General features: G+C 66.1%; 23 protein-coding genes and 1 tRNA gene. 15 read left to right on the plus strand and 9 right to left on the minus strand.

Going from position 1 to position 24708, the window contains the following annotated elements; all coding sequences use genetic code 11:
• The first annotated feature begins 53 nt into the window (after positions 1-53).
• The 14 genes from ACFFJ7_RS02195 to ACFFJ7_RS02260 all read left to right on the plus strand — a co-directional run bounded on the left by ACFFJ7_RS02195 (position 54) and on the right by ACFFJ7_RS02260 (position 15966).
• Positions 54-452 (plus strand): hypothetical protein, encoded by a 399-nt coding sequence (locus tag ACFFJ7_RS02195; protein WP_377590625.1) that lies wholly within the window; start codon positions 54-56, stop codon positions 450-452.
• Between the two features lie 83 nt (positions 453-535).
• Positions 536-1015: a rod-binding protein gene (locus ACFFJ7_RS02200; protein ID WP_377590626.1), complete on the plus strand. Its 480-nt coding sequence runs from the start codon at positions 536-538 to the stop codon at positions 1013-1015.
• Entirely contained in the window at positions 1012-1467 is a 456-nt protein-coding gene (locus ACFFJ7_RS02205) for a hypothetical protein (protein WP_377590627.1), read from the plus strand. The genes ACFFJ7_RS02200 and ACFFJ7_RS02205 overlap by 4 nt, the downstream gene beginning before the upstream one ends.
• Positions 1464-1916: a hypothetical protein gene (locus ACFFJ7_RS02210; RefSeq protein ID WP_166949365.1), complete on the plus strand. Its 453-nt coding sequence runs from the start codon at positions 1464-1466 to the stop codon at positions 1914-1916. The genes ACFFJ7_RS02205 and ACFFJ7_RS02210 overlap by 4 nt, the downstream gene beginning before the upstream one ends.
• A 48-nt stretch (positions 1917-1964) precedes the next feature.
• Entirely contained in the window at positions 1965-4673 is a 2709-nt protein-coding gene (locus ACFFJ7_RS02215; RefSeq protein WP_377590628.1) for a hybrid sensor histidine kinase/response regulator, read from the plus strand.
• Positions 4670-5146, plus strand: a complete 477-nt coding sequence (locus ACFFJ7_RS02220) for a chemotaxis protein CheW (RefSeq protein WP_377590629.1) — start codon at positions 4670-4672, stop codon at positions 5144-5146. The genes ACFFJ7_RS02215 and ACFFJ7_RS02220 overlap by 4 nt, the downstream gene beginning before the upstream one ends.
• A 138-nt stretch (positions 5147-5284) precedes the next feature.
• Positions 5285-6511 carry a chemotaxis-specific protein-glutamate methyltransferase CheB gene (cheB, locus tag ACFFJ7_RS02225; RefSeq protein WP_377590630.1) on the plus strand — a complete coding sequence of 409 codons (1227 nt, stop codon included), beginning with the start codon at positions 5285-5287 and terminating at the stop codon, positions 6509-6511.
• Complete coding sequence (locus ACFFJ7_RS02230) at positions 6508-7377, plus strand: CheR family methyltransferase (protein ID WP_166949371.1); 870 nt, start codon at positions 6508-6510, stop codon at positions 7375-7377. Before cheB ends, ACFFJ7_RS02230 begins: the two co-directional genes overlap by 4 nt.
• A gap of 254 nt (positions 7378-7631) precedes the next feature.
• Positions 7632-9002: an MBOAT family O-acyltransferase gene (locus ACFFJ7_RS02235; protein ID WP_166949374.1), complete on the plus strand. Its 1371-nt coding sequence runs from the start codon at positions 7632-7634 to the stop codon at positions 9000-9002.
• A gap of 14 nt (positions 9003-9016) precedes the next feature.
• Complete coding sequence (locus ACFFJ7_RS02240; protein ID WP_377590631.1) at positions 9017-10012, plus strand: hypothetical protein; 996 nt, start codon at positions 9017-9019, stop codon at positions 10010-10012.
• Positions 10013-10133: 121 nt separating this feature from the next.
• On the plus strand, positions 10134-11306 hold the full coding sequence (locus ACFFJ7_RS02245) for a phosphoserine transaminase (protein ID WP_377590632.1): 1173 nt from the start codon (positions 10134-10136) through the stop codon (positions 11304-11306).
• A gap of 149 nt (positions 11307-11455) precedes the next feature.
• Positions 11456-13039, plus strand: coding sequence for a phosphoglycerate dehydrogenase (gene serA / locus ACFFJ7_RS02250; RefSeq protein WP_166949380.1), 1584 nt, complete (start codon positions 11456-11458; stop codon positions 13037-13039).
• Between the two features lie 147 nt (positions 13040-13186).
• Positions 13187-14479 (plus strand): adenylosuccinate synthase, encoded by a 1293-nt coding sequence (locus tag ACFFJ7_RS02255; RefSeq protein WP_377590633.1) that lies wholly within the window; start codon positions 13187-13189, stop codon positions 14477-14479.
• A gap of 266 nt (positions 14480-14745) precedes the next feature.
• Complete coding sequence (locus ACFFJ7_RS02260; RefSeq protein WP_166949384.1) at positions 14746-15966, plus strand: hypothetical protein; 1221 nt, start codon at positions 14746-14748, stop codon at positions 15964-15966.
• A gap of 243 nt (positions 15967-16209) precedes the next feature.
• Here ACFFJ7_RS02260 and rpoH read toward each other — a convergent pair whose 3' ends face one another.
• The 6 genes from rpoH to ACFFJ7_RS02290 form a co-directional block, all read right to left on the minus strand.
• Positions 16210-17109 (minus strand): RNA polymerase sigma factor RpoH, encoded by a 900-nt coding sequence (rpoH, locus tag ACFFJ7_RS02265; protein ID WP_166949386.1) that lies wholly within the window; start codon positions 17107-17109, stop codon positions 16210-16212.
• A 344-nt stretch (positions 17110-17453) separates the two neighbouring features.
• Positions 17454-18491: an RluA family pseudouridine synthase gene (locus ACFFJ7_RS02270; protein ID WP_377590634.1), complete on the minus strand. Its 1038-nt coding sequence runs from the start codon at positions 18489-18491 to the stop codon at positions 17454-17456.
• Between the two features lie 140 nt (positions 18492-18631).
• Positions 18632-18707, minus strand: a tRNA-Glu gene (locus tag ACFFJ7_RS02275).
• A gap of 124 nt (positions 18708-18831) precedes the next feature.
• Positions 18832-19482 carry a sigma-70 family RNA polymerase sigma factor gene (locus ACFFJ7_RS02280; RefSeq protein ID WP_377590635.1) on the minus strand — a complete coding sequence of 217 codons (651 nt, stop codon included), beginning with the start codon at positions 19480-19482 and terminating at the stop codon, positions 18832-18834.
• Between the two features lie 363 nt (positions 19483-19845).
• Entirely contained in the window at positions 19846-21708 is a 1863-nt protein-coding gene (locus ACFFJ7_RS02285; protein WP_377590636.1) for a histidine kinase dimerization/phosphoacceptor domain -containing protein, read from the minus strand.
• 208 nt (positions 21709-21916) lie between these two features.
• Positions 21917-22204, minus strand: a complete 288-nt coding sequence (locus ACFFJ7_RS02290; RefSeq protein ID WP_166949392.1) for a NepR family anti-sigma factor — start codon at positions 22202-22204, stop codon at positions 21917-21919.
• 355 nt (positions 22205-22559) lie between these two features.
• Between ACFFJ7_RS02290 and ACFFJ7_RS02295 the strand changes: the two genes are divergently transcribed.
• Complete coding sequence (locus tag ACFFJ7_RS02295; protein ID WP_166949394.1) at positions 22560-23378, plus strand: response regulator; 819 nt, start codon at positions 22560-22562, stop codon at positions 23376-23378.
• Positions 23379-23447: 69 nt separating this feature from the next.
• On the opposite strand, the gene ACFFJ7_RS02300 is transcribed toward ACFFJ7_RS02295, so the two are convergent.
• The 3 genes from ACFFJ7_RS02300 to ACFFJ7_RS02310 form a co-directional block, all read right to left on the minus strand.
• Positions 23448-23936: a phage holin family protein gene (locus ACFFJ7_RS02300; protein ID WP_377590637.1), complete on the minus strand. Its 489-nt coding sequence runs from the start codon at positions 23934-23936 to the stop codon at positions 23448-23450.
• Positions 23933-24268, minus strand: coding sequence for an ElaB/YgaM/YqjD family protein (locus tag ACFFJ7_RS02305; RefSeq protein ID WP_166949398.1), 336 nt, complete (start codon positions 24266-24268; stop codon positions 23933-23935). Before ACFFJ7_RS02305 ends, ACFFJ7_RS02300 begins: the two co-directional genes overlap by 4 nt.
• Positions 24269-24361: 93 nt before the next feature.
• Positions 24362-24574, minus strand: coding sequence for a CsbD family protein (locus tag ACFFJ7_RS02310; RefSeq protein WP_377590638.1), 213 nt, complete (start codon positions 24572-24574; stop codon positions 24362-24364).
• Positions 24575-24708: the final 134 nt, after the last annotated feature.

Here is a 24708-nt window from a genome sequence, read left to right on the forward strand (position 1 = left end):
GGCCATGGGGTGAATTGAGTGCGAACTGCTTTAAAACGCGGCACAGGTGACGGATGAAGGACCGGTTACACAAAATCGAACGTGTCGTCGTAGTGCAGCAGCAACTGAAACGCCTGTCGGAGTGGAAGCTCGCCCTGCTGCGCCGGGACGAGGCGGCCCTCGGGAAAGCGCAGGAGCAACTCGTCAGCCGGCTTAACGACGGGGCCGCGCACCACGGCCTGTTCGTCGGCTCGATGGCGCGCCGCCTGACTCAGCTCTCCCGCGAGGCGCAGGTGGTGCACGCCGAAAGCGAGGCGCTGCAGGGACGGGTGCGCGAGGAGGCACTGCGCCTCAAGCGCACCGAGCGGCTGGCGCAGAACATGGCGCGCGCGTCGGATGCCGAGGACGAAAAGATCGGGCTGGAGCGCATCGTGGAAGCGGGCGCGGTCCGAAAAGACGACAGCCTCGCGTAAGGTCCGGCGGTTAGGGTGTCATACGACAGGCCCCGGAACGGCATTTAGCCGCCGGGCGGAAGGTATTGCTGGAGTGGGAGGTCATGGCTGTCAGTATCCCTGCCGATATCGTCATGGACGTCGCCCGGGCGGCCGATCCGGCGCGCTTCCGGGTCGCCGTCGATAAGCTGGGTGGCGCTGACTATGCGCAGGTTGCCGGCGAGGTGGCGCTTGCCTTCAGCGCCGGCGAGGAGGAGTCAGCTGTGACGACTGCACGGCGGGACGGTTTCGGCCTGCCTCTCGACGTAGAGAGGGCGCGGCTGCGGCTGGGCGGGCGCGACGGACTGCCCGGCGTCAATCGTTTGCGCGCGGGCGATATCTATCAGCAGTTCGAGGCGGTGACGCTGCAGACATTCGTCGAGGCGCTTCTGCCGCGAGAGTCCACGGCATGGTTCGGCAAGGGTTTCGCGGGCGACATGTGGAAGTCGCTGCTGGCGCGGCAGATGGCGGAAGAACTTGCCCGCTCCGGCGGCATCGGCATCGCGCGCGCCGTGAGGCGTGCGCATCCGGATGGCGCGGCATGAGTGGTGGGGCCGATCGCATGGTGGCGGACGACGGGCGCAGGGATGAAGCGGGGCCGTTCGATGGCGACGACCCGCCGTCGGCCGCGCATGTCGCGTTGAAGCAGGCACTCCGCCGCCTCGATGCAGCGCTCGATGCCGAGAGCGCCTTTCTGCGGCAGGGCCTTGCGGGGAATTTCGACGAGATTACCCGACAGAAGGGTCAGTGCCTGCTCGATCTGGCGCGTCTTGCGCGCGTCGTGGACGTGCAGGCGCTTGCAACAGGTGAAGAAGGCGATGCGTTGCGGCGGAATGTCCGGCACATCCGGGCACGGCTGGCCGACAGCGAGGCAACGCTGGCCCGCTATCTTGACGCCGCCCGCGAGGTCGGCGCGATCGTGAGCGAAGGCATGCGCCTGGCTGAGTCCGACGGCACCTATGCCGAGGCGGGGCCGTTCGGACGATATGGACGATGACGCGTCTCGTGCTGATCGGCCTTTGGGTCTGCGTCGTGACGCTCGTCTCCGCATATGGCGTCGCAAGCTGGTCGTCGAGCCAGGCGAAGAAAAAGGAGGAGGCGCCCTATCTCGAAGGGCTGGAGTTCCGCAAGCTGAGGCTGATCAACGTGCCGATCGTCGCCGACAACGCGGTCAAGGGCTATGTCGTGGCCCAGTTTGTCTACACCGCAGACGCGCGCACCTTGCGGGAGATATCGATTCCGCCCGAGCCACTGATCATCGATCGCGCCTTCAGGCTGATCTACGACGACACGGACCGCAAGTTCGACGGTGTCAACAAGAAGGACCTCAACAAACTGACAGGCGCAATCAAGGTGGAGGTCAACAAGATGTTCGGCGCGGATATCGTTTCAGACATCCTGATAGAAGAATTTAACTACATCGATAGAAAAGAAATTCTGGACTGAAGGGGCAAAAGAATACCTGCCTGGAACAGCGTTACCGGAGAGGCTGTTATGGATGACCTTTTGCGCGAGTTTCTGACCGAGGCGACCGAAAGCCTCGACCTCATCGACGCCGAGCTTGTGAAGTTCGAGCGTGAGCCCAATAACGCGGACATCCTCGGCAACATCTTCAGGCTCGTTCACACGATCAAGGGCACCTGCGGCTTCCTGGGGCTGCCGCGGCTGGGCTCGCTGGCGCACGCGGCCGAAACGCTGATGGGGCGCTTCCGCGAAGGGGCGCAGGTGAGACCCGAGGCCGTCGATCTGGTGATGCGCTCGATCGATCGCATCAAGGCAATCGTCGCCGATCTTGAAGTCAACGATGGCAGCGAACCGGCGGGCAGCGACGCGGACCTGATCGGCGCGCTCGATGCGATGGCCGAGAAGGCCGGGGCGTCAGGAGCTTCTTCCCCTGCGATTCCGGAAGAGGACGGGGAGGCCGCCGCCGGTGACGGAAACCCTGACGAACTCGAACGCCTGTTTCGTGAGACGCCGGTCGAGGTTCCGTCCGCCGGCGCGTCTTCCGCCGCGGGGGAGGCAGGCCGTCCCGGCGCGCCGGTCGCGGTGCGGCCGGCTGGCGGCGCGCCCGAGCCACCGCTGGCTTCCCGCGAGGCCCCGGCGGTCCATGGCGACGACGGTGGCACGCATGCGCGCGGCGGCAGCGCGGCGCAGTCGATCCGGGTCAATGTCGAGACCCTCGAACAGCTCATGACCATGGTGTCGGAGCTGGTGCTGACACGCAACCAGCTCCTGGAGCTGGTTCGCCGGCAGGAGGAATCGGAGTTCAAGGTGCCCCTGCAGCGACTGTCCCAGGTGACGGCGGAGCTGCAGGAAGCGGTGATGAAGACGCGGATGCAGCCTATCGGCAACGCCTGGCAGAAGCTGCCACGCATCGTGCGCGACCTGTCGCGCGATCTCGGCAAGCCGATCGATCTGCAGATGCTCGGCGCCGACACCGAACTCGACCGGCAGGTGCTTGAAATGATCAAGGACCCGCTGACTCACATGATCCGCAACTCCGCCGATCACGGCCTCGAAAGCCCCGGGGAGCGCGCGAAGGCGGGCAAGCGCGAGGCCGGCACCATCCGGCTGGCGGCCTATCACGAGGGCGGCCATATCATCATCGAGGTCGGCGACGACGGCAGGGGCCTCAACACGGATCGCATCCGCGAGAAGGCGGTGGCGAAGGGGCTCGCGTCGGCGATCGATGCGGAGAAGATGTCGGACGCGCAGATCCACGCCTTCATCTTTCATCCCGGCTTCTCGACGGCTGAGGTCGTCACGAACGTCTCGGGCCGCGGCGTGGGCATGGATGTGGTGCGCACGAACATCGAGCTGATCGGCGGTTCGGTGAACGTCCTTTCCCGCCGGGGGCAGGGGTCGACGTTCCTGATCAAGATTCCGCTGACGCTGGCGATCGTCTCGGCACTGATCGTCGAGGCGGCATCGGAGCGCTTCGCCATTCCGCAACTGTCTGTCGTCGAGCTGGTGCGCGTGCAGAAGGGCAGCGAGCACCGGATCGAGCGGTTCAAGGAGGCGCCGGTGCTGCGCCTTCGGGAAAAACTCCTGCCGATCATTTACCTCGACCAGATGCTCGGCATCGCCGGCGATACCCGCCGGACAGGCGCGGTTGAAGACAGTTTCGTGGCGGTGATGCAGGTCGGCAGCCGTTCGTTCGGCATCGGCGTGGACAACGTCCTGCACACCGAGGAAATCGTGGTCAAGCCCGTGTCCTCGATCCTGCGTCACGTCTCGATGTTCTCGGGAACGACCATTCTGGGCGACGGCAGCGTCATCCTGATCGTCGACCCCAACAGCATGGCGCAGGTGATGACGACCGGCCTCGCCTCCGGCGTCAGCGCGGCGCACGAGGACGAGGCGCCGGCGCTCACTGGCGCGCATGCGGCCGAAACGCTGTCGCTGATCCTGTTCAGGGCGGGCTCGGACGAGCCGAAGGCGGTGCCCCTGTCGCTCGTGACGCGCCTTGAGGTTTGCGACGCGAGCCGGATCGAGCGCCTCACCGGGCAGGATCTCGTGCAGTATCGCGGATCGCTGATGCCGCTCGTCTATCTCGATCAGGCATCGCGCGACAGGGCGCAGGGCGAGCGGGCGATGCTGGTGTTTACCGACAGGGGCCGGGCGATCGGCCTCGTCGTCGACGAGATCATTGATATCGTCGACGACGAGAACTTCACCATCGAGTTCAATTCCGAAATTCCCGGCATCATGGGCACGGCCGTGGTCAAGGGCCGGGCGACGGAGATTCTGGATATCGGCCATTTCCTGCCTCCGACCTTCCGCGCCGTCGCCGGCCCCCGGAACGTCAAGCCGGCGGAGAGGCCACGTGTCCTGCTGGTCGACGACAGCGCGTTCTTCCGCAACATGCTGTCGCCTGTGCTGAGGGCGGCGGGTTATGACGTGACGGTCTGCGACGGCGTGCGCGAGGCCTATTCGCATCTCGACGCTGACCCGCCATACGATGTCATCGTGAGCGACATCGATATGCCGGAGATCGATGGCTTCACCTTTGTCGAGCAGTTGCGGGCCGGCGCGCGGACGCGGGACTTGCCGGTCATCGCCCTGTCGGGGCTCAACACGCCGGAGGCCATCGAGCGCGGCCGGCGCGTGGGCTTCACCGACTACATCGCCAAGTTCGACAAGGAGGGGCTACTGGCGGCCCTGGAAGAATTCACCGCGGACGGAATCGGAGCGAATCCATGAGCATGCCGCTTGCCACGATTTGTGAGGAGAGTCACTGCCAGTTCGTCACGGTGCGCATCGCGAGCCAGCTCTTCGGCCTGCCGATCTGGGCCGTGCATGATGTGTTCGTGCCGCAGCGCATCACGCCGGTGCCGCTCGCACCAGTCGAGGTGGACGGGGTGCTGAACCTGCGCGGGCGGATCGTCACGGCCATCAATATGCGCCGGCGCCTCGGCCTGCCGCTGCGTGCCAACGGCGATCCGGTCGTCGCGGTTGGCATCGACTTTCAGGGCGAGGTGTATGGCTTGCTCGTCGACGAGGTGGGCGAGGTGCTCACGCTCGACAGGAGCCGGCTGACCGCCAAACCACCCAATCTCGACCAGCGATGGAGCGCGGTGACGGACGGCGTTTTCGCGCTGGAGGCGGAACTGCTCGCCATCCTTGATGTCGAGAGTATCCTCGCCAGCATCCGTGAGGATCATGTTTCGTCCTGAGGTCCCGACCGCCTGTCCGGGGCACGGCTGGCGCGATAGCTCGACCGCCTCGGTTTTCGCGACGATGCATGCTTTTCCGCCGGGGACAGTGGCGTGCGGTAACGAGGCGCCGTTCATTGAAATGCCTGCTGCAGAAGGATGCCTGGCTTGTCCGTGACACGCGATTTACAGACGGGCGCCGGGTCCGACGATATACGGGTCATGATCGTGGACGATTCCGCGGTCATCCGGGGCCTGACCGCGCGCTGGATCGCGGAGGCGGCGGGCGTGGCAGTCGTCGCGACCCACGCGAACGGCAGGAAGGCCGTCGAGGACGTGGCGATCTCGAAGCCCGACGTCGTCATTCTCGACATCGAGATGCCGGAGATGGACGGGCTGACGGCGCTGCCGCTGCTGCTGGAGCGGCATCCCGGGGTCGTCGTGATCGTCTCGTCGACGCTGTCGCGGCGCGGGGCGGAAATCAGCCTGCGCGCGCTGTCGCTGGGGGCGGCGGAGTGCATCGCCAAGCCGGACGGCAGCGGCCGCATCGCGAGCGCCGCCGAATACCGCCGCGAACTCTTCGATATGGTGACGCACCTCGGTGCGCGGGCACGGGCAAGGCGCGCGCGGGAAGGGGCGGTGGCCGCCGGCACACGGGAGCAGGCCGTGCCGGCACGGTTGCCGCCGGAAGCGCGCGGGCACCTGCCGGAACAGGCGACGGGCGGACGGGCGGGGAGCGGGCCGCCCGTCAGGCGACAGGCCGCCGAAGGCGCAAGGGCGCTGCGGCCTTACTCCAGCGTGCCGCCGCGCGTGCTCGCGCTGGGCAGTTCCACGGGCGGACCGCAAGCGCTGGTGCAGGTGCTGGCTTCCTGCAGGGAGGTGCTGGCGCGGGTGCCCGTGCTCGTGGTGCAGCACATGCCGCCCACTTTCACCGCGCTGCTCGCCGAACAGCTCGGCCGCGCCGCCGGACTGCCGGCGGCGGAGGCGAAGGAGGGAGAGGCGGTCGTCGCCGGCCGCATCTATGTCGCCCCCGGTGGCCTGCACATGCTGGTGGCGTGCAAGGAGGACGCGATTGTGGCGCACCTGAGCGACACACCGCCGGAACATTTCTGCAAGCCGGCGGTCGATCCACTCTTCCGCTCCGTGGCGCAGGTCTTCGGCCCGGCGGCACTTGGCGTGGTGCTCACGGGCATGGGCAGCGACGGCGGATTGGGGGCGGCGGCGATTGCGGCCAATGGCGGCAGCGTCGTCATTCAGGACGAGGAAACCAGTGTCGTCTGGGGCATGCCAGGCGCTGTCGCTGCGGCCGGGGCTTGCGCGGGTATTTTTCCGCTGCCGCAGATCGGCGGGCAGCTGCGCGAACTGCTGCGGGGAAGCGCCCGATGAAGGCCGAGGACTATGACTTCATCGCGCGGCTGGTCAAGGAACAGTCGGGCCTCGCGCTGCCGGGCGACAAGCACTATCTTGTCGAGAGCAGGCTCCTGCCCGTGGCGCGCGAGGCGGGCGTAGACGACCTGAGCGGGCTTGTCCGGCAAATGCGCCGCATCGACACCGGGCCGGCGCTACGCGAGGCGGTCGTGGAGGCGATGACGACCAACGAGTCGTTCTTCTTCCGCGACAAACTGCCGTTCGAGTATTTCTCCGGTGTCGTGATGCCGTATCTTCTGGAGGCGCGGGCGGCGAAACGCCACATCCGCATCTGGTGCGCGGCGGCGTCGACGGGGCAGGAGCCTTATTCGCTTGCCATCTGCCTGCAGGAAATGGGCGCGCGCGTGTCCGGCTGGCGGATCGAGATACTCGGGACGGACATCTCCCTGCAGGCGCTGGCGCGCGCGCAGGCGGGCTGTTACACGCCGTTCGAGGTTCAGCGCGGCCTGCCGCCGCACCTTCTGGCGAAGTATTTCGTCCAGAAACCGGAACGCAACGGCGACACGTGGGAGATCGTTCCCGCCATCCGCTCGATGGTGACCTTCCAGAAGTTCAATCTGCTCGACCGTTTCACGGCATTGGGCACGTTCGACATCGTCTTCTGCCGCAACGTGCTGATCTATTTCGATTCGCGGACGAAGGCGGATGTGCTGGAACGCATCGCCCGGGTGATGCCGCCCGATGGCTTCATGATGCTCGGCGCCGCTGAAACCGTCGTCGGGCTGACGGACATGTTTCAGCCGATTCCCGCCCGCCGGGGCCTGTATAGCCCTGCGGGGAACAGGTCCGCACCCGGCCTTTCCAGCTACGTGGGCAACGCATGAGGATGCGCCGCGGCCACTTCCCGGGATCGCGCGCTGGCGGCGCGTGCGGGCAATCCCGGTCCTGCGGCCGACGGGCGCGCGCCGGACGCGGAAATCCGGCCCGCGCCGGAAGCGGGGGCACGGGTTTATTCGCCGACGCATATCCACTAGATTGACCGCTGCCCGGCGCGAATCGGCCGCCGGCGGCAACGCTTCCGCCAACGCACCCGCCAGGCGGAGCAGTTCCCGTTTCGCCCCGGAGCCCGACGCGCCGCATGCTGTTCAATTCGTTTGCCTTTCTGCTTGCCTTCCTTCCCTGCGCGTTGGTTCTCCACTGGATGGCGGAACGGTTCGCGCCGCAATGGCGCCTGCCGTTGCTCGTGGTTCTGTCACTGGCGTTCTATGCTTATTGGGACTGGCGGTTCCTGCCGCTGCTGATGGCGTCGATTCTGATCAACTGGACCGTCGCGCGGCTGTTCGGGCATCGGCCGCGGCACGAGCTGATCTACGGCGCGATCGCCGTCAACCTGCTGGTGCTCGGCCTGTTCAAGTATGCGGATTTCGCGATCGGGCTCGCGGGCGAGGTCGCAGGCGAGACGTTCACGCCGCTGCGGCTCGCGCTGCCGCTCGGCATCTCGTTCTTCACCTTCCATCACATCATGTACCTCACGGATCTCAAGGCCGGGCGCGCGCCGCAATTCGGGTTGACCCGCTATGCGCTCTACATCGCCTTTTTTCCGCAGGTTCTGGCCGGTCCGCTCGTGCGCTGGACCGAGATCATGCACCAGTTCGACGAGCGGCCCTATCTGCGTCCCGACGCGGCCGAGCGCTTCGCGCGGGGGCTGATGCTGCTGACTGTGGGGCTTGCAAAGAAGGTGTTCATCGGCGATCCGCTGTCGCTCTACGTCAACCCGGCTTACGAGGCGGCGGCGAACGGCGCCGTCAGCGTGCAGGCGGCCTGGCAGGCCGCACTCGCCTTTCCGTTCCAGATCTATTTCGACTTTTCCGGCTACACCGACATGGCGCTCGGCATCGCGCTGCTGTTCGGCATCGTGCTGCCGCAGAACTTCGAGAGCCCCTATCGCGCCACCTCCCTGCAGGACTTCTGGCGGCGCTGGCATATGACGTTGTCGCGCTTCCTGCGCGATTATCTCTATATCGGCATGGGCGGCAATCGATACGGGCTGGCGCTGCAGCTATTCGCGCTGTTCATGACGATGACGCTCGGCGGCCTGTGGCACGGCGCCGGGCTCACCTTCGTCGTCTGGGGTATGGCGCATGGCGCGGGGTTGTGCGCGGGCGTGTTGTGGCGCAAGGCTGGCCTGCGGATGCCGACGCTGGCCGGCTGGACGCTGACGTTCGCCTTCGTGGCGCTCACCTTCGTACTGTTCCGCGCCACGAGTTTCGACGCCGCGTGGACGATTTACGAGGCGCTGCTGGGCTTCGGCCCTGACGGCGAGCGCATCAAGTGGCGCACGATCGCGCTCGCCGCGCTGGTGGCGATGGTGGGGCCGACGGCGTGGACCTTCGTTCACCGCCTGCCGCCGTCGCGTTGGGTGGCGGTGCTGACGGCGCTCGTTTTCGTGGTCATCATGTTCAAGATCGGCGATGACGCCAACTACGAGTTCATCTATTTCCAGTTCTGATGCGGGGAAACGGGGTGCAGGGCAGTCGGGAATTGCAGTGGCGGCGTTTCGCCATCACGCTCGTGGTGCTGGTGGCGGTGTTGTTTCCCGCGGCCGTCGCCGCGCTCTATGTGCTCGATCCCTATGGCTCGGGGCGGGTCACGCTCATCGATCCGCCGGGCGTGCGTGCGCAGGGAACGCGCACGGAGCATGCCAGCCGCGCGCGCGATCAGGCCTTCGATTCCGTCATTATCGGCAATTCGCGCATTCAGGCGCTCAGTCCCGAGCGGCTGACGGCGCTGACCGGCGCGCGATTCGCCTCCCTGACCATTCCCGGCACGCACCCCAAGGAGCAACTGACGCTGTTGCGCTGGTGGCTGCGCCACCGGCAGACGCCGCCGCAGGTCGTGCTGCTGGGCACGGATGCCTACTGGTGCAAGGCCGACCCCACACTGACGCCCGTCAACCCGTTTCCGTTCTGGCTTTATGACGAGGACCCGCTCGTCTATGCGCGCGGCCTTGCCCGGTTCAGCGTGCTGGAGGAGGGGCTGCGCCGCATCCAGTATATAGTCGGCGCGCGTGAACGCTCGCGACCCGACGGCTACTGGGACTACGATCCGATCTATGTCCTGCAGGGCTTCGAGACGCCGGAAAAGCGCCGCCGGCTGCTGGAATACAAGACAGAGGTGCCCGTCAACGACACCGGCCGCTTTCCGGCGCTCGAAGCCCTGCGCGAAGCCGTGCGGGAGGTTCCCGCCGCGGCGACGGTCGTGTTCATGATTCCGCCCGCCTTCGTCACCGGCCAGCCGAAGCCCGGCAGCGCCGAGGCGGACACGGAGGCGCGGTGCCGCGCGGCGCTGGGCGAAATCGCAGCCGCGCGCCCCAACACGATCATCGTGGAGTGGCCGGGCACTCGCCGCGAGACGGAGACAGCCGACGACTACTTCGATCAAATCCATTACAAGGGCCACCTCGCCCGCGTGCTGGAAGACACGATCGCGCAGCGCATCAGGGCGGCGCGCGGCGCCTGAGCAGGGAGTGGAAAAATGCGCGGAGGGCGATGATTTGCTTGCGCGCGGGGGCGAACTCCGATATCTCCATCCACGGGACACTTCCCCCCAACGGGAAGCGCCCATCTGTGAGGATGGATACATGACAGATATTGCAAAGCCCGTCGCGCGGCCGGTCAACCCCGCGTTCTCTTCCGGCCCGACTGCCAAGCGCCCCGGCTGGAGCGTCGAAGCGCTCAAGGATGCAGCGGTGGGCCGCTCGCATCGCGCGAAGATCGGTAAGGCCAAGCTCAAGCTCGCCATCGATCTGACCCGGGAAATTCTCAAGGTTCCTGAAGATTACCGTATCGGCATCTTGCCTGCGTCCGACACCGGCGCGGTGGAGGCGGCGTTGTGGTCGCTGCTCGGCGCGCGCGGCGTCGATCTGCTGGCGTGGGAGTCGTTCGGCGAGGGCTGGGTGACGGACGTCGTCAAGCAGCTGAAGCTGGAAGACGCGCGCGTCATCAAGGCTCCGTACGGCGAACTGCCTGACCTCGCGCAGGTCGACACGAAGACGCGCGATGTGGTGCTGGCGTGGAACGGCACGACCTCCGGCGTGCGCGTGCCGAACGCGGACTGGATCGCCGACGACCGCGAAGGGCTGATCATCAACGACGCTACCTCCGCCGCCTTCGCGCAGCCGCTGGAGTGGAAGAAGTTCGACGTCGTCACCTTCTCGTGGCAGAAGGTGCTGGGCGGCGAGGGTGCGCACGGCATCCTGATCCTGTCGCCGCGCGCGGTGGAGCGGCTCGAAACCTACAAGCCCGCCTGGCCGCTGCCGAAGATTTTCCGCCTCACCAAGGGCGGCAAGCTGATCGAGGGCATCTTCGTCGGCGAGACGATCAACACCCCCTCGCTGCTGGCGACCGAGGACTATATCGACGGTCTGCAATGGGCGAAGTCGGTCGGCGGGCTCGATGGCCTGATCGCCCGCGCCAACGCCAACGCCAAGGTGCTGCACGACTGGGTGGCGCGCACGCCGTGGGTCGCGAATCTGGCCAAGGACGAGGCGACCCGCTCAAACACGTCCGTCTGCCTGTCGATCGTCGATCCCGATGTTGTCGCCCGGGGGACGGAGGCGGTCGCCGCCGTCGCCAAGGGTATCGTCGCGCTGCTCGACAAGGAAGGCGCGGCCTATGACATCGGCGCATATCGCGACGCGCCTCCCGGCCTGCGGATCTGGGCCGGTGCGACCGTCGAGGCGAGCGATCTCGAAGCGCTGACGGCGTGGCTCGACTGGGCGTTCGCCGCCGAAAAGGCGAAGCTTTCCGCCTGAGAGCGGTCGTCGCTGGACATTGACGCAGGGCCCGGCCGGCGCCGGGCTCTTGCTGCCGCCCTGAGTTTAGCGGGCGTCCGCGACGGATGCGCATCCGTCGCGATTTCCTTCCGTTACGAAATTTCCCTTTGCCCGAGAGGCTTGCTGATATGACCGCTCCCAAGGTGCTCATCTCCGACAAACTGTCGGATGCCGCCGTCCAGATTTTCAAGGACAATGGCGTTGACGTCGATTTCCGGCCCGGGATCGACAAGGACGAACTCGAAAAGATCATCGGCGACTACGACGGCCTCGCCATCCGCTCCGCCACCAAGGTGACGGCGAAGCTGCTGGAGAAGGCGACGCGCCTCAAGGTGATCGGCCGCGCGGGCATCGGCGTCGACAATGTCGACGTGCCGGCCGCCACCGCGCGCGGCATCATCGTGATGAACACGCCGTTCGGCAACTCGATCACGACGGCCGAGCACGCCATCGCGCTCACCTTCGCGCTGGCGCGCGAGCTTCCCGCGGCCGATGCCTCCACGCAGGCCGGCAAGTGGGAGAAGAACCGCTTCATGGGCGTGGAGCTGACCGGCAAGACGTTCGGCATCATCGGCTGCGGCAACATCGGCTCCATCGTGGCGGAGCGGGCCGTCGGCCTGCGCATGCGCGTCATCGCCTACGATCCTTTCCTCTCGCCGGAGCGCGCGCGCGATCTCGGCGTGGAGAAGGTGGAACTCGACGACCTGCTCACCCGCGCCGATTTCATCACGCTGCACACGCCGCTGACCGAAAAGACGAAGAACATCCTCTCCGCCGAGAACATCGCGAAGACGAAGAAGGGCGTGCGCATCATCAACTGCGCCCGCGGCGGCCTCGTCGACGAGGTGGCGCTGCGCGCGGCCCTCGACAGCGGCCATGTTGCGGGCGCCGCCTTCGACGTGTTCACCGTGGAGCCGGCGAAGGAAAACCCGCTGTTCGGCCACCCCAGCGTCGTCGCTACGCCGCATCTGGGCGCTGCCACCACGGAAGCGCAGGAGAACGTCGCGCTGCAGGTTGCCGAGCAGATCTCGGACTATCTGCTGCGCGGCGCGATCACCAACGCGATCAACTTCCCCTCAATCACCGCCGAGGAGGCGCCCAAGCTGCGGCCCTTCATCGAGCTGGCGGAAAAGCTCGGCTCCTTCGCGGGCCAGCTCACGGAGACGGACATCAAGACCGTGCGCATCGCCTATGAGGGCACGGTGGCGCAGCTCAAGACCAAGGCGCTGACCTCCGCCGCCGTCGCGGGTCTGCTGCGGCCCTTCCTGCAGGACGTCAACGTCGTGTCCGCGCCGACCATCGCCCGCGAGCGCGGCATCGTGATCGAGGAGATCACGCGCGAGGCCGTGAGCGACTATGAGGCGTTGATCACGCTCACCGTCGTCACCGACACGCTGGAGCGTTCGGTCGTCGGCACCGTCTTCGCCGATGGCAAGCCGCGCATCGTCGGCATCAAGGGCATCAAGGTCGATGCCGAGTTCGCGCCGTCCATGATCTACGTGTCGAACGAGGACAAGCCGGGCTTCGTCGGCCGCTTCGCCAGCGTGCTGGGCGACGCTGGCATCAATATCGCGACCTTCGCGCTCGGCCGTGACTCCGAGGGCGGTTCGGCGGTGGCGCTGGTACAGGTCGACGGCGCGGTGCCGCAGGCTGTGCTCGATGCCGTGCAGGCCATTCCCGGCGTCAAGCACGCCCATCAGCTTGTGTTCTGATGGCGATGCAGATGTCGCGGGGCTTGACCTTGCGGACGTGATCTTTCATGAAATCAGTGAGAGCCCCGGCCAAGAGAAGCACTCTCGGCCGGGGTTTGTTTTTGCCGTGGTGCCGCACGGCTTCGGGACAATGAATGCGAGGCTGAAATGGCGAACGTCGTCGTGGTCGGCGCCCAGTGGGGCGACGAGGGCAAGGGCAAGATAGTCGACTGGCTGTCCGAACAGGCCGATGTGGTGGTGCGCTTCCAGGGCGGGCATAACGCGGGGCACACGCTCGTGATCGGCGGCGAGACCTACAAGCTGTCGCTGCTGCCGTCGGGCGTGGTGAGGCCGGGCAAGCGCGGCGTCATCGGCAACGGCGTGGTGCTCGATCCGCAGGCGCTCGTCGACGAGATCGAGCGGCTCGGCGCACAGGGCGTCGTGATCACCGCCGACAACCTGCGCATCGCGGAAAACGTGTCGCTGATTCTGCCGCTGCACCGCGAACTCGATTCCCTGCGCGAAAGCTCCAACGTCGGCACCCGCATCGGCACGACGCGCCGGGGCATCGGCCCGGCCTATGAGGACAAGGCCGGACGGCGTGCCATCCGGCTCGCCGATCTTGCCGATCCGGAATCGCTGCCGGGCAAGGTGGAGCGGTTGCTGTCGCATCACAACGCGCTGCGGCGCGGCTTCCGCCTGCCGGAATACGAGGCGGAGGCGATCATCGACGAACTGCTGCGGCTCGCGCCGAAGGTGCTGCCCTACATGGACACCACCTGGCGCACGCTCGACAATGACCGGCGGGCAGGCAAGCGCATCCTGTTCGAGGGCGCGCAGGGCGCGCTGCTCGATGTCGACCACGGCACGTATCCCTTCGTTACCTCGTCCCACACGGTGGCGGGGCAGGCGGCTGCAGGCTCTGGCCTCGGGCCGACCGCCATCGGCTACGTGCTCGGCATCGCCAAGGCCTATACGACGCGCGTGGGCGAGGGGCCGTTTCCCACGGAGCTGTTCGACGATACGGGCGAGCTGATCGGCCAGCGCGGGCGCGAGTTCGGCGTCGTCACCGGGCGCAAGCGCCGCTGCGGCTGGTTCGACGCCGTTCTGGTCCGCCAGACGGTCAGCACCTCGGGTATCACCGGCATCGCCTTGACGAAGCTCGATATTCTCGACGGCTTCGAGGAGATCAGGATTTGCGTCGGCTATGAACTCGACGGCAATACGATCGACTACCTGCCGGCGAATCAGGCATTGCAGGCGCGGGTGAAGCCCATCTATGAGAGCATCGCCGGCTGGCAGGGCTCCACGGCAGGCGCACGCTCGTGGGCGGATCTTCCCGCCGAAGCCATCAAATATGTGCGCCGTATCGAGGAATTGATCGGCGCGCCGGTGGCGCTTCTTTCCACCAGTCCGGAACGCGACGATACTATCCTCGTGCACAACCCTTTCGAGGGATAAATCACTGCTGGCGCGCACGTCGAACGGATGGGGCCATCCGTTCGACAATAATGCGCGCCAGAATGGCTGCTGCCCCGAACCGGGGCGCGGGCACTTCTTGGATAAATTTGATGCATGAATAAAAAGATAGAGCAAAACACCGATTCATGTTCAATGCATTTTGCTCCAATGCGGCGCGTCTGCCGGTCCGGCTGGATCGGCGCATGCGCCGAGAGCCGGCCACGGCGCTGTAAATTGAGGCTGCCTCCAAGGGCGGTTAGTGGTGAATGACAGATCTATACGCATTGTTAACCCGGGCGATCAACAGCCAGCCGGAAAATACGCCGGAAGCGCGGCTTGCGGTCTACAATCATATTCGCGGATTGTATGAACGCCAGCGGCAGGATATCGACCCCAATCTGCCGGAAGCGGAAATCCTGAGCGAACAGACACGCTTGCTGCGCGAGCAGGCGTCGCTGGAGACCGTCATCGCCCGTATCGAGGCAGAGCTGGCGGAGGAACCGCCGCGTACCGGAGAAGCGCTGACCTTCGACCGTTTCGCGGCGCAGGACGGGAGCGGGGACGATGCCTCGGCCAATAGCGGTGCTGCCGGCCAACCTGCCGCGGCTGGAGATGCCGCGCGCGAGCGCCCGCGTGTGGCCGCGCGTCGGGAGAAGCGCGAAACCTCTGCGGTGCGCCGTGGCGGCGTGATCGCGGCGATCGCTCTGGTGCTTGCCGGGATCGGCGGCGCTGCCTGGTGGCTTCGCAACGATGCGCTGCCACCGCAGGAGGCTGGTGCGCCGGCGCCTGCCAGCGACACGGCGGAGACCGCGGGCAACGGCAAGATCGCCGACCGGGTGAGTGGCGCGCCGCCCGACGAGCCGGCGCAGCCCGCCGCGCCGGTGGAGGCCCGGCCCGCCCAAGCCGCGCCGCAGACGGCGGCCGCGCCACAAACGAACGGCACGCAGGCGCAGACGGAGGTCATCGCGCAACGCGCGTTCCTGTTCGAACTCGAGGACGAGAACAGCACGCAGCCGAAGATTTCGGCCGGGCAGGTATTGTGGCGGCTGGAAGGCAAGGGCAGCAGCAACGCGGCGCTTTATGCCGATGTTGTCATCGCCGAGGCCGGGCTGTCGTTCTCGCTGGTGATGCGCCCCAACGACGATCCGTCGCTGCCCGCGTCACATACGATCGAGATCGTCTTCGTGAACGATCCCGGCTCGCCCGACCGCGTAGTGCGCGATATCGCCGTGCCGCAACTCCGCGTCGACAAGGAACCGCGCGGCGTGCCGCTGGCGGGGCTGCCGATACCCGTCGCGGACAACGTGTTCCTCGTCGGCCTGTCCAACGTCGCTGCGGACGTCAGCCGCAACAGGGACCTGTTGCGGCAGCGCGACTGGGTCGATCTGCCGCTGCGTTTCGCCAGCGGCAAGATGGGGACGATCACGATCGCCAAGGGATCGGTTGGTCAGCAGATCATTTCTGACGCGCTCGATAGCTGGAAGTGACGCCGGCAGCCGGGTCGGGATGACTCTCGTTCAATCGTCATCCCGCTTTTTTCCGAAAGCGGCGTCCACTTTTGCTGAAATTGTTCTATTTATAGCAGTTTGCATTCAAGTCGATCCATCGAATTGAATGCAAGTTGCATAAAATATAGGGCGCACGTTCTGATGGGATCATCTGATCGATCAGAATTCGCTCAAAATAAGGAGCCTGAAAACTGTCCTGTTTCAACGTAAACAGCACAGATTCTAGTCGGCAGCGCTGACCGGCTGGGGGTTCTCGATGCGCGCGAGCCCCCGCTTGACAGCTTCCTGCACTTTCTCGAAAGCCCGCACCTCGATCTGGCGCACGCGCTCACGGGAGACGCCGAACTCGCCGGACAGCTCCTCCAGCGTGACAGGCTCGTCGCGCAGCCGGCGGGCCTCGAAGATGCGTCGCTCGCGGTCGTTGAGAACGCCGAGCGCCTCACGCAGCGCTGTGAGCCTGTTGCTGCCTTCTTCCTCGACGACCAGGTTCGTTTCCTGATCGACACCGTCGTCGACGAGCCAGTCCTGCCATTCGCCTTCGCTTTCCTGCCGCAGCGGAGCGTTCAGCGAGGCATCGCCGATCAGACGGCGATTCATGTCGATGACTTCCTTCTCCGGCACGCCGAGCTTGGTGGCGATCGTACTCACATGCTCGGGCAGCAGGTCGCCGTCCTCATAGGCCGAAATCTGGCCCTTGGCCTTGCGCAGGTTGAAGAACAGCTTCTTCTGGTTCGCGGTGGTGCCCATCTTGACGAGCGACCACGAACGCAGGATGTATTCTTGGATGGCGGCCTTGATCCACCACATGGCATAAGTTGCGAGGCGGAAGCCCTTGTCGGGCTCGAAACGCTTGACGGCCTGCATCAGACCGACGTTCCCCTCCGACACGACCTCCGCAATCGGCAGGCCATAGCCGCGGTATCCCATGGCGATCTTCGCGACGAGCCGCAGGTGCGATGTGACCAGCTTATGTGCCGCAATCCTGTCCCCGTGCTCCTTCCACCGCTTGGCGAGCATGTACTCCTCCTGCGGCTCCAGCATGGGGAAGCGGCGAATTTCGGCCAGATAACGGCTGAGGCCGCTGTCGCTCGCCAAAGTCGGCAATGCCGATGAACTGCTCATAACGCCTCCTCTCGGATCCCCTCATCAGGCGGATCAGTCCGGTTGCCGGATGGCCAACCTGTTTTCACTATAATGCATCCGGCCAATAAAGGGGAAGAGATCAAAAATGACAATCCTGTCAGGTCCGCTCTTCCTCATGGCCGGGACGCGAAACGTGTTTCCCGCGAAAAATACTATCGAAACACGGAGTCACGAAAAGTAATGACAAATTTTGATAACTGTATGGTGAAGCCGGCGGTTTGACCGAACCGTTGCGGCAAATTCAGTATCCATGCAAAAGGCGCACCGGTCGGTGCGGCTCCGCACGATGGGCAGCGGGTAAGATATATGCCGTGCGGCGGCTCTCAACCTTCGCGCAGCGCATCCAGAAGCCGCTGCATGGGCGGCGGCGGCGCGCTTTCGAAGACCATCTCCTCGTCCGTATCGGGATGGGCGAAGCCGAGCAGCGTAGCGTGCAACGCTTGGCGGCCGAGGGCGGAAAGTGCCTGCCGCGCCGCATCGTTCAGATGGACTTCCTTGGTGCGGAAGCCGCTGCCGTACAATGTATCTCCGAGCAGGGGATGGCCGCGATGGGCAAGGTGCACGCGAATCTGGTGCGTCCGCCCCGTTTCGAGTTCGCAACGCACGAGGCTCACGACGGGTTCCGCCGAGCGCGGCGGGAAATTCTCTTCCACCCGGTAGTGCGTGATGGCCTCGCGGCCGCGCCCGCGCGCGACCACGGCGATCTTCTCGCGGTTGTGGGCCATGCGTTCGAGCGGGGCGTCGATGGTGCCAGCCCGCGGCAGGGGTGCGCCCCAGCACAGCGCGGCATAGGCGCGCTGCAGCGGGCCGGTGCGGCCGTGGTCGGCAAACTGGGCCGCGAGCGACTGATGGGCGCGATCCGTCTTCGCCACCACCATGACGCCGGACGTGTCCTTGTCGAGCCGGTGTACGATGCCGGGCCGGCGCACGCCGCCGATGCCGGAAAGGCTGTCGCCGCAATGGGCCAGCAGCGCGTTGACGAGCGTACCGCTGGGGCTGCCGGGCGCGGGATGCACGACGAGACCGGCCGGCTTGTCGATGACGATCAGCGCGTCGTCCTCATATATGACATGCAGCGGGATGGTCTCGGGCGTGGGAGCGGCGGGCTCGGGCGGCGGCACGATCAGGCCGAGGCGTGCGCCGGTGGCAACGCGCGCGCCCGGGTCGGTCACGATGGCATCGCCCACGCTGGCGTGGCCCGCGCGAATCAGCTGCTGGAGGCGGCTGCGCGACAAGTCCGCGCCGGCGGGCAATTCGGCGATGGCCTGCGCCAGCGCCTTGTCGAAACGGGTCGCGGCGTCGCCCGCCCAGGTCGCGTCGATCCTGTCGCCTGATTCGGTGACGCTATCGATGGAACTCAAGCAAACCTCGTCCTCTGGGCCGCGCGCCATGGCACGCATAATAGGGAAAACCACCATGAAAAATCGCCGATCATGCGCCGCGCGAAACACAAACGACAACGCGGCCGGAAAGCGGGGCATCGGTTACCCGCAAACGGCGATGGTGCTCCCAAGGGGACTCGAACCCCTGTTTTCGCCGTGAGAGGGCGACGTCCTAGACCGCTAGACGATGGGAGCATCCGCAGGCAGGAGGTCCGTATATAGGCTGATTGCCGGCAATGCAAGCACGATCTTCAACGAAACCTGCCGGCTGTGGATCGTTTGCACCGGGCGGATGTGGGCCTGCTTTCTTTGGCGGGCGTCATCGCCCGCCGCCGGGGCCCGTGGCGTGGTCCAGCACGCCCTGCCACGCGGGATCGGGGCCGATCTCGTTCGCCGAATCGATGGTCAGCAGTTGCGCGAGGCGGCCGCGCGCACGGTTGACGCGGCTCTTGATCGTGCCCAGCGCGCAGCCGCACACTTCCGCCGCTTCTTCGTAGGAAAGCCCCGCGCCGCCCACCAGCACCAGCGCCTCGCGCTGGTCGTTGGGCAGTTTCATGAGCGCCTCGCGGAAATCCCGCAGGTTCATATGGCCGATCTGCGGCGGAGGCGTCGCCTGCATGGAGGCGATGCGCCCGTCGACGTCCTCGACCTCGCGCCGGCGCTTCCGGTACTCGGAGTAGAAGACATTGCGCAGGATGGTGTAGAGCCACGCCACCATGTTCGTGCCCTCCGTGAAGGAGGACAGTTTCGCCCACGCCCGGATCAGCGTTTCCTGCACGAGGTCGTCTGCGCGCTCCGGTTTGCCGCACAGGGAGATGGCGAAGGCACGCAGCTTCGGAATGGCGTCGATCAGATCCTGCCGGACGCGCTCATTCGCTTCGCCCGCTTCCGCGTTTCCGGCGCCATTTGCCTGCGGCCGGGCCGTATGGCTGCCGGCGTTCGCGTGATCTTGCGCGTTTTCCTGCGTCATGCGGGTTTTCCCCGAACAAGTTTCCGTTCCCGGTTGTTTCGTCATCGGAATTGTCGCGTGCTCCATTCGCTTGCGGGCGAGCGGGACGGCCGTCGAAGGAAGCCGTCCGGCTGACAGGCATTCAACCTGGAAACATGCCGCGGAACATCCGCCGCCTCCGTGCGGCGGGAGCGGGTTGCGAGCGCCTCCCGGCCGCGTTCCTCCATGCCGTGCCTTGTGCTTGGCCGTTGCTGTCCACCGGAAAACGCATGTCCCGGCGAAAAGTTCCGGATATCGTTGCAGATGACGGTCCGGGGAGTACCGAAACAGGCACAGATCATGGGGAGGCGGCCTTTTCTGGTTCCTGGCCGGACGATGGCGCTGTCATCGGCCGGGATTGGCGTCGAGGCGGTCGAGCGGGATGACGATGGTCCGCCGCGAGGGCTCGCCATCGTCGACGGAGGTCGCCCCGAGCTGGCGGATGTAAGCGCGCGCCAGCCGCTCCTGCAGCGGTGACACGGCGATGGCGATGCCGGGAACGGTGCCGATGGCGAGCCGTAACGGGCCGGATGCCGGCCCTGTCGTCGCCACCTCCGCGCTGACGGTGGCCTTCGGCGTCCGGCCATCGGCATCGGGCGCCGCGCGCTTCACGGCGTCGAGATAGGCCGGCAGCAGGGCGGCGAGATAAAGCGCGATGCCGATCGCCCGGTCGAGGTCGACGACATGGCCGGCAGCGGGTGGTATCTCGACGATGTCGGCTTCCGCCATGTCCGCCGTGCGCCGCAGGCAGTCGATGACATCGTGCATCAGTTCCGCCAGCGGCGTTTCGCCCATGTCGCCGGAACTGTAGCCGACCCGGTACGCCACCGACATGGCCTGCACATGATCTTCGATGAAGCGCAGTCCGTCGCCCTCGGCGGGGGCGGTTGGCCGCGCCTGTGCATCGGCGGCCCTCTTGTGCAGGCTGAGCAGGCTGACGATGACCTGGAAATTGTTTTTGACGCGATGGTGGAGTTCCCGCAGCAGCGTGTCCTTCTCCACTGCGGCGTGTTCCAGCTGGCGGGCGTAGCTCGCGACGTTGGCCGCCATTTCGTTGAAGGCCGTGCCCAGTTCCGCAAGCTCCCGCGGGGCGTTGCCGATCCGCACCGCGCGCACCGAGAGACGGCCGCTGCCGTAGACGCGCGTCACCCTTTGCAGATAGGTGATCCAGCGCACGACGAGCCGCTCCGTCACCCACAGGGTGCCGACCGTCGCCACCGCCAGCATCAGCAGCAGCGGCGCCAGCGAACTCCAAAGCACGGAGCGCTCGGATGCGAACAGCAGCGTCTCGGGATAGCCTGTCAGGACGAGCAGGTCCGGGTTGACGGTGGAGGCCAGGAAATAGCGGAACTGCTCCCCCGATTGCGACTGCGCGGCGAAGTTCCCGCCCGGGGGCAGCCGGCCTATGGCGTCCGCCAGCGTGGAGGGGCCGTCGGGGAACCAGTTGTCGCCGATGGCAGGCGTGCTCGAACGGGCGATGACATCGCCGTCCGCCGACAGGATCGCGCTGCCGCGGTCGATGCCGAGCCGCATGGCGCCGATCGTATAGGACAGGACGTTGGTCCGCAGCCCGGTGATGACGAAGACGCGCCGCTCCTCGGCCGGTGGCGGCGGCGCCTCGTCCGCCGCCGACCGCACCCTCGCGCCGAGTATCAGGAGACGCTCGTCGGGCAGATGCAGGAAGGTGGACCCGTTCTCCCCGGCCGGCCGGGCCAGCAGGCGACCGTACATGGCTTTTACTTCGGCCCGGGCGTCGTCGTCCGAGACGAAGTGCGCGCCCGTGTCGACGACGCAGATCACCGCATCGTCGACCAGAACGGCGGCGAAGCTGTATTCACGCCGTTCGCGCAGCACGTCCGAAAGACGCACCTCGCACCGGTCCCGCCGGCTGACGGCCGGGTCGGTGCGGGCGAACTGCGTCGCGGCGACGACGCTGTTGTTGCGCAGGAACTCGTTGATGTCTGCCGCCACACGTTCGGCTGCCCGCGTCGCACCGGCGAGCTTGATGGTGCGCAGGTGCCTGTATTGCGACCATGTCCATAGGCCGGAGATGATGGCGGCGGGAAGCAGGACGAGCGAGAGAACGATGACGATCTGGCTGCGCAGCCCCCGGCTGCCGATGTGCGGGCGGGCGCCGCCGCTCCTCTCCCGGTCGCGGGCGGGCGGCACGGCCTGGCGCGCGGATCGCTGTCGCTCGTTCGCCGTCACTGCGTCATGACCTTCCTGCGCTGCATTAGAATCTGTCCTGTTTACGTTGAAACAGGACAGATTCTAAATTCCTTATTTTGAGCGAATTCTGATCGATCAGATGATTTCATCTGATCGGAACACGCTCTAAAGAGATGGAGCGGATCGACTGTTGCCGGAACGGTTCAGTCGCTCCACCTGCCTGGCGAGGCGGGCAGGGGGGGGGGCGTCAGCCTTTCCGGGTCTGCCGGTCGAGGTCGTCGAGGAGCTTGAGGAAACGGTCGGGCGTCTCCTGTGTGATCAGGTCGCTGTAGAGCATCTTCAACTGCGCGCCGATGCGGTTCTGGATGTCGGGCGTCAGCGGCGGCGTCGATCCGTCCGCGGGCGGCGCAACGGGTTCGTGCCCTTCTTCTGTCTTGCCGGCGCTCGCGGCCGCGCGCTCCGTCCCGGAATCACGCACGTTCGTCGCGCCGGCTTGCGACCGCTGTCCGTTTCCAGAACGATCCGTATCATTCATCGCGGCCTCCAGCCCTCCCGCCGCCGGATGCAAATACACATCCGCGACGCTGCCATCACTCGTAACCACTTCGACGTCCTGTCCATACATGTCAATGACGGTTTACAATCGCTTGAAGAACGTCGAAGCCTGCAGAAGGTTCCGGGGCCATGGAACTTTTCGCTGCAAACAGGGTTAACATGGCGGATCGTCTTGCCCGGCAAGGCGAATCGTCCGGCGCGTGCGGCCGGCCGTGAGGTCCGGCGGTGCGTCCCGGCGATCGGCCCGCGCGACAATTTCCGGAAGATTTCGCCCGAGCTGGTCTATTCCACTGAACACGAATTCTGGCCTGTCGTCGTTTGTAAGGGGTTTCTCGATGTCTCTTTCCCAACTGGTTGCGCCGCATCTGCCTTATCTGAGACGCCTTTCGCGGGCGCTGACGGGAAGCCAGACGAGCGGTGACGCGCATGCGGTCGCGGCGCTTGAGGCCATTGTCGCCGATCCGGATCTGTTGCGCCGCGACATCGCGCCGCGCGTGGCGCTGTTCCGCGTGCTGCTCGACATCTGGCAGCGTGTGCCAACCAACCGGGCCGAAGGGGCGGATGCGCCCGTCGGCGCGATCGAGCGGCATGCGGGGCAGGCCCTGTCGGTGCTGGGCCTGCGCGCGCGGGCCGCTTTCCTGCTCGATGTTCTCGAAGGGCTGTCGCGGGAGGAGATCGGTCAGGCGCTCGGCGCTTCGCCGGAGGAGGTGGACCGTCTCGTGCAGGAAGCGAGCCGTGAGATTTCCGCCCAGATCGCCTCCGATGTCCTGATCATCGAGGATGAACCGATCATCGCGATGGATATCGAAGCCCTTGTCGAGGGGTTGGGCCACCGCGTGACGGGTATCGCCCGCACGCATGCGGAGGCGGTGGCCTCCGTCGCCGTGCACCGGCCCGGCCTCGTGCTGGCGGATATCCAGCTTGCCGACGGAAGCTCCGGGCTTGATGCAGTGAACGAGATCCTGACGCGGATCGAGGTCCCCGTCATCTTCATCACCGCCTATCCCGAGCGTCTGCTCACAGGCGAGCGGCCCGAGCCCGCGTTCCTGATCACGAAGCCGTTCAGCGTCGACGCGGTGCGGGCGGTCATCAGCCAGGCGCTGTTCTTCGGCCAGCAGGCACAAGGCCCCGCTTCCCGCGCGGCGGCGGGCTGAAGCGGCTGAACCGGCCGGGCTTGCCCGGCCGGCGGAAATCGTCCGGCGTCCGCAATGCCGGTCCGGCGGCTATTTGCCGCGTGTGACGCGGCGGGCGATGAGAAAGCCGGAGAGTACCGCAAGGCCCGCGAGCGGCAGGGGGCCGACAGTCCGCGCGAGCGTCTGCCCGCCTTTCTGCGCCAGTTCCTCCGGCTTCAGGCCGCGCACTGTCTCGCCGAGTCCCTGAAACGCGCTTTGCGTCGCGGCGGCGAGATCGGCCGCGGGCGCGGGTGCCGGCGGCATGGGCCGGCGCGCGGAGAGAGACGTTGCGAGCCACGCGATGAGCGCCAGCGCGAGATAGACGCCAGCGACAATCAGCGATGCGCTGACCGGCCCGAGCACCCGCGTCAGCGTCTGATGTCCCGCCGCCGTCAGGAAGCCTACGGCAACGACGGCGAGAATTCCGGCAACGGCGAGCCCGACGATGCGCGAGACGGCGCGGCGCGCGTCCTCGCGCAGGCGCGCGGTCTGCGCGGCGAGCATCTGCGCGCCGAGCAGCGCCCGAATGAGGCCGATCATCCCCGCCGGCTCAGCAGACCGAGCACGAAGCCCACGCCCGCCGCCACGAGCACCGATTGCAGCGGGTTCTTCTCGATGCAAGCCTCGACCTTGGTCGTCGCGGTGCGCACGCTGTCCTGCGCGTCGGCGGCGAGGCGATGGCCTGCCTGGCTCACGGATTCCGTGGTCGCGGAAACAGTCTGCGCAAGGCTGTCTGCCGCGTCCTTGACGCCGACGCGCGCATTCTCCGTCTCGCGGCGGACGAGTTCCGCGACGGAATCGGCGAGGCCGCGGATATCGGTGCGCAGCGTTTCGATTTCAGCGTTGAAGGCGTTCTCGGTCTTGTCTGCCATGATGCGATCCTTTCACGTGGGGGCTGGAACGATCCAGCGCCGGCCATTATAGTGAGGGCCGGCGCCGGTCATTAATATGACAGAAGGCAAACGTCAGAGGCGCGACGTCCACGTATCGATTTCGCGCTCCGCCTGCTCCTTCGCATAGCCGTAGCGCTCCTGCAGGCGGCCGGCGAGTTCCTCGCGCTTGCCATCGATGACGGTGAGGTCGTCATCGGTGAGTTTGCCCCATTGCTGCTTCACCTGGCCGGTGAACTGCTTCCAGTTGCCCTGAATCTGCTCCCACGTGTTCTGAACGGTTCCCATGATCGTGTCTCCCTGTTGGTGAAGTATTGAAGGAACGCAGGCAAACGCGAATGGTTCCGCATGCTGGAAGCTGCCGAAAGCCGTGTATCCGTGCCGGGAAAGCGCGCTTTCTCTCTCCCATTCCCGAAAAATTG

This window comes from Pseudochelatococcus lubricantis (assembly GCF_042432495.1).
Lineage (GTDB): Bacteria > Pseudomonadota > Alphaproteobacteria > Rhizobiales > Beijerinckiaceae > Pseudochelatococcus > Pseudochelatococcus lubricantis.

Bases quoted from the DNA above. Each gene is read 5' to 3' on its own strand.
- ACFFJ7_RS02195 (WP_377590625.1), top strand. From the start codon at position 54: ATGAAGGACCGGTTACACAAAATCGAACGTGTCGTCGTAGTGCAGCAG.
- ACFFJ7_RS02235 (WP_166949374.1), top strand. From the start codon at position 7,632: ATGCTGTTCAATTCGTTTGCCTTTCTGCTTGCCTTCCTTCCCTGCGCG.
- ACFFJ7_RS02290 (WP_166949392.1), bottom strand. From the start codon at position 22,204: ATGAATGATACGGATCGTTCTGGAAACGGACAGCGGTCGCAAGCCGGC.
- ACFFJ7_RS02215 (WP_377590628.1), top strand. From the start codon at position 1,965: ATGGATGACCTTTTGCGCGAGTTTCTGACCGAGGCGACCGAAAGCCTC.
- ACFFJ7_RS02310 (WP_377590638.1), bottom strand. From the start codon at position 24,574: ATGGGAACCGTTCAGAACACGTGGGAGCAGATTCAGGGCAACTGGAAG.
- ACFFJ7_RS02280 (WP_377590635.1), bottom strand. From the start codon at position 19,482: ATGACGCAGGAAAACGCGCAAGATCACGCGAACGCCGGCAGCCATACG.
- ACFFJ7_RS02210 (WP_166949365.1), top strand. From the start codon at position 1,464: ATGACGCGTCTCGTGCTGATCGGCCTTTGGGTCTGCGTCGTGACGCTC.
- rpoH (WP_166949386.1), bottom strand. From the start codon at position 17,109: ATGAGCAGTTCATCGGCATTGCCGACTTTGGCGAGCGACAGCGGCCTC.
- ACFFJ7_RS02305 (WP_166949398.1), bottom strand. From the start codon at position 24,268: ATGGCAGACAAGACCGAGAACGCCTTCAACGCTGAAATCGAAACGCTG.
- ACFFJ7_RS02260 (WP_166949384.1), top strand. From the start codon at position 14,746: ATGACAGATCTATACGCATTGTTAACCCGGGCGATCAACAGCCAGCCG.
- serA (WP_166949380.1), top strand. From the start codon at position 11,456: ATGACCGCTCCCAAGGTGCTCATCTCCGACAAACTGTCGGATGCCGCC.
- ACFFJ7_RS02295 (WP_166949394.1), top strand. From the start codon at position 22,560: ATGTCTCTTTCCCAACTGGTTGCGCCGCATCTGCCTTATCTGAGACGC.
- ACFFJ7_RS02205 (WP_377590627.1), top strand. From the start codon at position 1,012: ATGAGTGGTGGGGCCGATCGCATGGTGGCGGACGACGGGCGCAGGGAT.
- ACFFJ7_RS02220 (WP_377590629.1), top strand. From the start codon at position 4,670: ATGAGCATGCCGCTTGCCACGATTTGTGAGGAGAGTCACTGCCAGTTC.
- ACFFJ7_RS02245 (WP_377590632.1), top strand. From the start codon at position 10,134: ATGACAGATATTGCAAAGCCCGTCGCGCGGCCGGTCAACCCCGCGTTC.
- ACFFJ7_RS02300 (WP_377590637.1), bottom strand. From the start codon at position 23,936: ATGATCGGCCTCATTCGGGCGCTGCTCGGCGCGCAGATGCTCGCCGCG.
- ACFFJ7_RS02230 (WP_166949371.1), top strand. From the start codon at position 6,508: ATGAAGGCCGAGGACTATGACTTCATCGCGCGGCTGGTCAAGGAACAG.
- cheB (WP_377590630.1), top strand. From the start codon at position 5,285: ATGCCTGGCTTGTCCGTGACACGCGATTTACAGACGGGCGCCGGGTCC.
- ACFFJ7_RS02255 (WP_377590633.1), top strand. From the start codon at position 13,187: ATGGCGAACGTCGTCGTGGTCGGCGCCCAGTGGGGCGACGAGGGCAAG.
- ACFFJ7_RS02200 (WP_377590626.1), top strand. From the start codon at position 536: ATGGCTGTCAGTATCCCTGCCGATATCGTCATGGACGTCGCCCGGGCG.